The sequence below is a fragment of the Billgrantia zhangzhouensis genome, assembly GCF_021404465.1.
Taxonomy (GTDB): Bacteria; Pseudomonadota; Gammaproteobacteria; order Pseudomonadales; family Halomonadaceae; genus Halomonas; species Halomonas zhangzhouensis.
Map to the genome: position 1 here is coordinate 237,679 of NZ_JABFTT010000007.1, position 7,121 is coordinate 244,799.

Below are 7,121 nucleotides of genomic sequence, written 5' to 3' on the forward strand. Positions count from 1 at the left end.
CTCAAGGAGACACGACATGGCAGATAAACCTAACGCTGGCGCCGGCCTGCGGGGTCAAAGCGCAGGTAGCACGGCCCTGTGCACCGTCGGCAAGACCGGCTCCGGTCTGACCTATCGCGGCTTCGATATCAAAGAACTGGCCGAGAAGGCGAAATTCGAAGAAGTCGCCTACCTGTTGCTCAAGGGCAAGCTGCCCAACCAAGTCGAGCTCGACGCCTACATCGGCAAGCTCAAGGGGCTGCGCGGCCTGCCGGCAGCGCTCAAGACCGTGCTCGAGCAGATTCCGGCCAGCGCCCACCCCATGGACGTGATGCGCACCGGGGCCTCCATGCTCGGCAACCTCGAGACCGAGGAGAGCTTCGAGGAGCAGCAGGACGTCTCCGACCGCCTGCTCGCCGTGCTACCTTCGATCATCTGCTATTGGTACCGCTACAGCCATGACGGCGTACGCATCGAGACCGAGACCGACGACGAGTCGGTGGGCGCTCACTTTTTGCACCTGCTGCGCGGCGACGCGCCCTCCGAGCTGCACGCCCGGGTGATGAACGTCTCGCTGATCCTCTACGCCGAGCACGAATTCAACGCCTCGACCTTCACCGCGCGTGTGTGTGCCTCGACCCTTTCCGACATGCATTCCTGCGTCACCGGCGCCATCGGTTCGCTACGCGGCCCGCTGCATGGCGGCGCCAACGAGGCGGCCATGGACATGATCGAGAACTGGACGTCGCCGGAAGAGGCCGAGCGCGAGATCATGGGCATGCTTGAGCGCAAAGAGAAGATCATGGGCTTTGGGCATGCGATCTATCGCGAGTCCGACCCGCGCAACGCCATCATCAAGGGTTGGTCGAAGAAGCTGGCCGAGGACGTGGATGACACGGTCCTGTATCCGGTGTCCGAACGCGTCGAGGAGGTGATGTGGCGCGAGAAGAAACTGTTCTGCAACGCCGACTTCTTCCACGCCAGCGCCTACCATTTCATGGACATTCCCACCAAGCTGTTCACGCCGATCTTCGTCTGCTCGCGCGTTACCGGCTGGTGTGCCCATGTTTTCGAGCAGCGCGCCAATAACCGTATCATTCGCCCCAGCGCCGACTACATCGGCCCGGAGAAGAGCCAATGGGTGCCGATCGAGGAGCGTGACTGAACCTGTACGTACAGGCGGCCTTCGGGCCGCCTCTCCCTTACCCGCTCCCACACCACGCGAAGACCGTCGACTCATGAATACTCACTATCGTAAACCGCTTCCCGGCACCGAGCTGGACTACTTCGACGTGCGTGAGGCCGTCGAGGCGATCCAGTCCGGTGCCTACGATACCCTGCCTTATACGTCCCGCGTACTGGCCGAGCAGTTGGTGCGCCGCTGCGAGCCGGCGCTGCTCACCGATGCGCTCAAGCAACTGATCGAGCGTCGCCGCGATCTGGATTTCCCGTGGTACCCGGCGCGGGTAGTCTGCCATGACATCCTCGGCCAGACGGCACTGGTCGACCTGGCCGGCCTGCGCGACGCCATCGCCGAGAAGGGCGGCGACCCGGCCAAGGTCAACCCGGTGGTGCCGACTCAGTTGATCGTCGACCACTCGCTGGCCGTCGAATGCGGCGGCGACGATCCCCAGGCGTTCGACAAGAACCGCGCCATCGAGGATCGCCGCAACGAGGATCGCTTCCACTTCATCGACTGGACGCGCACCGCGTTCGAGAACGTCGACGTGATCCCCGCCGGCAACGGCATCATGCACCAGATCAACCTGGAGAAGATGTCGCCGGTGATCCAGGTCCGCGACGGCGTGGCCTACCCGGATACCTGCGTGGGCACCGACAGTCACACCCCGCACATCGACTGCCTGGGCGTCATCGCCATCGGCGTCGGCGGCCTCGAGGCCGAAACCGTGATGCTCGGCCGCCCCTCGATGATGCGCCTGCCCGACATCATCGGTGTGGAGCTGACCGGCAAGCGTCAGCCCGGCATCACCGCTACCGACATCGTGCTGGCCATCACCGAGTTCCTGCGCCAGGAGCGGGTGGTAGGCGCCTATTTGGAGTTCTTCGGCGAAGGGGCCGAGAGCCTGACCATCGGCGACCGCGCTACCATTTCCAACATGACGCCGGAGTACGGCGCTACCGCGGCGATGTTCTACATTGACCAGCAGACCCTCGACTACCTGACCATCACCGGGCGCGAGCCGGAGCAGGTGGCGTTGGTGGAAAACTACGCCAAGACCGTGGGGCTATGGGCTGACAGTCTCAAGTGCGCCGAGTACGAGCGTGTGTTGACGTTCGATCTTTCCACCGTCGAACGCAACCTCGCCGGGCCCTCCAACCCGCACCGTCGCCTGCCCACCTCGGCGCTGGCCGAGCGCGGCATTGCTGCCAACCTGGAGCAGGCGCTGGCCGAGGAGAGGGCCGGCAGGATGCCCGATGGTGCGGTGATCATCGCCGCCATCACCAGCTGTACCAACACTTCCAACCCCCGCAACGTGGTGGCCGCGGGGCTGTTGGCCAAGAAAGCCAACGAACTGGGTCTGGTACGCAAGCCCTGGGTGAAGTCGTCGTTCGCGCCTGGATCGAAAGTCGCTCGCCTGTACCTTGAGGAGGCCGGACTGCTGCCCGAACTCGAGAAGCTCGGCTTCGGTATCGTCGCCTACGCCTGCACCACCTGCAACGGCATGTCCGGTGCGCTGCGGCCGGAGATTCAGCAGGAAATCATCGACCGCGATCTCTACGCCACCGCGGTGCTCTCCGGCAATCGCAACTTTGACGGGCGCATCCATCCCTTTGCCAAGCAGGCCTTCCTGGCCTCGCCACCGCTGGTGGTGGCCTACGCCATCGCCGGCACCGTACGCTTCGACATCGAGAAGGATGCGCTGGGCTACGACAAAGAGGGCAACCCCGTCACCCTCAAGGAGCTGTGGCCTTCCGACGAGGAGATTGATGCCATCGTCGGCGAGTACGTCAGGCCCGAGCAGTTCAAGCAGGTCTACATCCCGATGTTCAACCTCGACGAGGTGGAACGGGCCAAGAGCCCGCTCTACGACTGGCGTCCGCAGAGCACCTACATTCGTCGGCCGCCCTACTGGGAGGGCAACATGGCGCAGAAGCGTGGCCTCAAGGGCATGCGGCCGCTGGCGATCCTGCCGGACAACATCACCACCGACCACCTGTCGCCCTCCAACGCCATCCTCCCGGACAGCGCGGCGGGCGAGTACCTGGCCAAGATGGGCCTGCCGGAGGAGGACTTCAACTCCTACGCCACCCACCGCGGCGACCACCTCACCGCGCAACGCGCCACGCTGGCCAACCCCAAGCTGTTCAACGAGATGGTGTGCGACGACAACGGCGAGGTGATCCAGGGCTCGCTGGCGCGTATCGAGCCGGAGGGCAAGGTGACGCGCATGTGGGAGGCCATCGAAACCTACATGGAGCGCGGCCAACCGCTGATCGTCATTGCCGGGGCCGATTATGGCCAGGGCAGCTCGCGCGACTGGGCGGCCAAGGGCGTGGCACTGGCCGGCGTGGAGGCCATTGTTGCCGAGGGCTTCGAGCGCATTCACCGCACCAACTTGGTGGGCATGGGCGTAATGCCACTGCAGTTCCAGGCGGGCACCACGCGCCACACACTGAAGCTCGACGGCACCGAAACCTACGATGTGGAAGGCAAGCCGGCGCCGGGGGCCACCCTGACATTGGTCATTTATCGTGCCGATGGCGACACCCTGTGCGTGCCGGTTGTCTGCCGCCTGGATACCGCCGAGGAGGTCTCCGTTTACTCCGCCGGTGGCGTACTGCAGCGCTTCGCCCAGGACTTCCTCGAGTCCGAAGCGGTGGCCTGATACACACATTACGTGAGCGCCCCGGCGCCATGCCGGGATTCACCGTCATTTCAGGAAATCGAGCGTCATGGCCCACGTTCCTCAAATCAAGATTCCCGCCACCTATATGCGTGGCGGCACCAGCAAGGGCGTCTTCTTCCGTCTGGATGACCTGCCCGAGGCGGCACAGCAACCCGGGCCTGCCCGCGACGCGCTGCTGCTGCGGGTGATCGGCAGCCCCGACCCTTATCAGAAGCAGATCGACGGCATGGGTGGAGCCACTTCCAGCACCAGCAAGACGGTGATCCTGTCGAAGAGCGAAAGTCCGGATCACGACGTCGACTATCTGTTCGGACAGGTCTCCATCGACAAGCCCTTCGTCGATTGGAGCGGCAACTGTGGCAACCTCTCTGCCGCCGTCGGCCCATTCGCCATTAGTAATGACCTGGTGGATCCCGAGCGGATTCCCGAGAACGGCATCGCCACGGTGCGGATCTGGCAGGCCAATATCGGCAAGACCATCGTTTCGCGTGTTCCGATCACCAACGGCGAGGTGCAGGAGACCGGCGACTTCGAACTCGACGGCGTGACCTTCCCGGCCGCCGAGGTGGCAGTCGAGTTCATGGATCCGGCCGACGGCGAAGGTGCCATGTTCCCCACTGGAAACTTGGTCGACGAGCTCGAAGTACCGGGAGTGGGTACTCTCGAGGCCACCATGATCAATGCCGGCATTCCGACGGTGTTCGTCAATGCCGGTGTGATCGGCTATAGCGGCACCGAGCTGCAGGAGGCGATCAACGGTGACACCCGGGCGCTGACGATGTTCGAGTCGATTCGCGCCCATGCCGCCGTGCGGATGGGGCTGATCCGGGAGGTCAGCGAAGCGGCCGAGCGCCAGCACACGCCCAAGGTGGCCTTCGTCGCCCCGCCGGCTGACTATGTCGCCTCCAGCGGCAAGTCCATCAAGGCCTCGGATATTGACCTTGTCGTGCGCGCACTCTCCATGGGCAAGCTGCACCACGCCATGATGGGCACGGCGGCAGTGGCCATCGCCACGGCGGCGGCGGTGCCCGGCACGTTGGTCAACTTGGCGGCGGGCGGTGGCGAACGTAACTCGGTGCACTTCGGTCATCCCTCCGGCACTCTGCGAGTAGGAGCCGAAGCCTCCCAGTCCAACGGCCAGTGGACAGCCACCAAGGCGGTAATGAGCCGTAGCGCCCGGGTGTTGATGGAAGGGTGGGTGCGTGTGCCCAGCGATTCGTTCTAGGCATTGGCCATTTCGCCCCGGGTCGCAAGGCTTGGGGCGTTTTCTATAGTGAGAGGAGACGACATCGAGCCTGAGACAGGAGGGAGCATGAGCGCCACCGTCGAACGCAACGTCCGTCCCGATTACGACCCTGAGCTGAAGATGATCGCCGACTACGTTCTCGACTATCGGATCGAGAGCGATGAGGCGCTGGATACTGCACGCAACTGTCTCATCGATACTCTGGGCTGTGGCCTGTTGGCGCTGCGCTTCCCGGAATGCACCAAGCACCTGGGGCCGCTCGTCGAAGGAACCGTTGTGCCCTATGGGGCTCGAGTGCCTGGCACCTCTTTTCGCCTCGATCCGGTCAAGGCCGCCTGGGATATCGGTTGTATCGTGCGCTGGCTCGACTACAACGACACTTGGCTTGCCGCCGAGTGGGGGCATCCCTCCGATAACCTGGGTGCCATTCTCACCGTGACGGATCACCTCTCGCAAAAGCGAGTCGCTCAGGGCGAGGCACCGCTGACCATGCGCGACGTGCTCAAGGCCATGATCAAGGCTCATGAGATCCAGGGCGTGCTGGCGCTAGAAAACTCTTTCAACCGGGTTGGTCTGGATCATGTAGTACTGGTCAAGGTGGCATCCACTGCGGTAGCCGCCCACCTGATGGGGGCGAGTCGGGAACAACTGCTATCGGCTCTGTCGCACGCTTGGGCAGACGGGCAGAGTCTGCGTACCTACCGCCATGCGCCCAATGCCGGCTCGCGCAAGAGCTGGGCCGCAGGAGATGCGACGTCTCGTGGCGTGCGTCTGGCCAATATCGCCCGGCGTGGCGAGATGGGTATACCTGGGGTACTCAGCGCGCCCCAGTGGGGTTTCTATGACGTGCTCTTCTCGAAGACCAACAAGGACCAGGCGATCAAGCCGGAAGGGGAGAGGAAGTTTCGCTTCCAGCGCGAGTTCGGCACCTACGTGATGGAAAACATCCTGTTCAAGATTGCCTTCCCGGCAGAGTTCCATGCCCAGACTGCCTGCGAGGCCGCAGTGCGCTTATATCCCCAGGTCAAGAACCGCCTCGAGGAGATCGAACGTATCGTCATCACCACCCATGAATCGGCGATTCGTATCATCTCCAAGGAGGGCGAGCTGGCCAACCCGGCGGATCGTGACCACTGCTTGCAGTACATGGTGGCCGTGCCGTTGATCTTCGGCGATCTGACCGCCGAACACTACGAGGATGACTTTCATCGCCAGCACCCGCTTATCGATACGCTGCGCGGGAAGATGGAAGTGAGAGAGGAGCCCCGCTATACCCAGGACTATCTGGCTGCCGACAAGCGCTCTATCGCCAACGCCGTTCAGGTGATCTTCCGCGACGGCAGCGCCACGGAGTGCATCGAAGTGGAGTATCCGCTGGGCCACCGCCGACGTCGCGACGAAGGCATTCCCATCCTCGAGGAGAAGTTTCGGCGAAATCTGGCCACGCGCTTCCCCGCCGGGCGCTGCGAGCGAATATTCTCGTTGTGCAGAGTTCAGGCGCAGTTGGAAGCCACGCCGGTACATCGATTCGTCGAACTCTTCGTCATCTGATGCGTCCCATCCCCTGCGTGTGGCGGGGGAGAAAATTGATCGCCGTCATGGCTGCTGCCAGAATCCTGAGCTATATTTTTTTGACGCAAAGGGTTGCGTCCTTGCTGGGCAGCCCTTAAAGTACGCATCCGCTGCCGGCGACGGGCAACGTTGCAGGCGGTGGTTGGGGTGGTAAGTGGTTGTCATGGTTTGAGTTTTCCGACTCGCTTCGCAAAATTCTCGCTTGACGCCCATGGCGGATTCGGTAGAATGCGCCCCGCTCACTGGAGACCCGCTGAGGGCTCTACGGCAGCCAGCCACGCTGGGCTTCGATGTCAGGGTCACCTCGGTGACGGTCTCGAAGAGAGTTGACAAACTCCGCCGCTTCAGTAGAATACGCCTTCCTCGCAGGGCGCTGGCGAGGCCTCTCGATCACTGGATCGACGGCCCCGGCAGCAAGCGAGACGCTCCGCTCTCTATCCCGGAGCCGCTCTTTA

Annotated in this window: 4 protein-coding genes; all 4 read left to right on the forward strand. The window is 63.2% G+C overall.

From position 1 onward, the window contains the following. Positions 1 to 16 precede the first annotated feature (16 nt). The 4 genes from prpC (at position 17) to prpD (ending at position 6,645) form a co-directional block, all read left to right on the forward strand. On the forward strand, positions 17 to 1,144 hold the full coding sequence (gene prpC / locus HOP51_RS11250; RefSeq protein ID WP_149327445.1) for a bifunctional 2-methylcitrate synthase/citrate synthase: 1,128 nt from the start codon (positions 17 to 19) through the stop codon (positions 1,142 to 1,144). A gap of 73 nt (positions 1,145 to 1,217) precedes the next feature. Next, a complete protein-coding gene (gene acnD, locus HOP51_RS11255; RefSeq protein WP_234273994.1) occupies positions 1,218 to 3,827 on the forward strand; it encodes a Fe/S-dependent 2-methylisocitrate dehydratase AcnD in 2,610 nt (869 codons plus the stop codon). A 67-nt stretch (positions 3,828 to 3,894) separates the two neighbouring features. Then, a complete protein-coding gene (prpF, locus tag HOP51_RS11260; protein ID WP_234273995.1) occupies positions 3,895 to 5,073 on the forward strand; it encodes a 2-methylaconitate cis-trans isomerase PrpF in 1,179 nt (392 codons plus the stop codon). Positions 5,074 to 5,160: 87 nt separating this feature from the next. Then, positions 5,161 to 6,645, forward strand: coding sequence for a 2-methylcitrate dehydratase (prpD, locus tag HOP51_RS11265; protein WP_234273996.1), 1,485 nt, complete (start codon positions 5,161 to 5,163; stop codon positions 6,643 to 6,645). Positions 6,646 to 7,121 lie beyond the last annotated feature (476 nt).

What these genes read in the sequence shown, in the direction of transcription:
- prpC (WP_149327445.1), top strand. Translation starts at nt 17, where the DNA reads ATGGCAGATAAACCTAACGCTGGCGCCGGCCTGCGGGGTCAAAGCGCA.
- acnD (WP_234273994.1), top strand. Translation starts at nt 1,218, where the DNA reads ATGAATACTCACTATCGTAAACCGCTTCCCGGCACCGAGCTGGACTAC.
- prpF (WP_234273995.1), top strand. Translation starts at nt 3,895, where the DNA reads ATGGCCCACGTTCCTCAAATCAAGATTCCCGCCACCTATATGCGTGGC.
- prpD (WP_234273996.1), top strand. Translation starts at nt 5,161, where the DNA reads ATGAGCGCCACCGTCGAACGCAACGTCCGTCCCGATTACGACCCTGAG.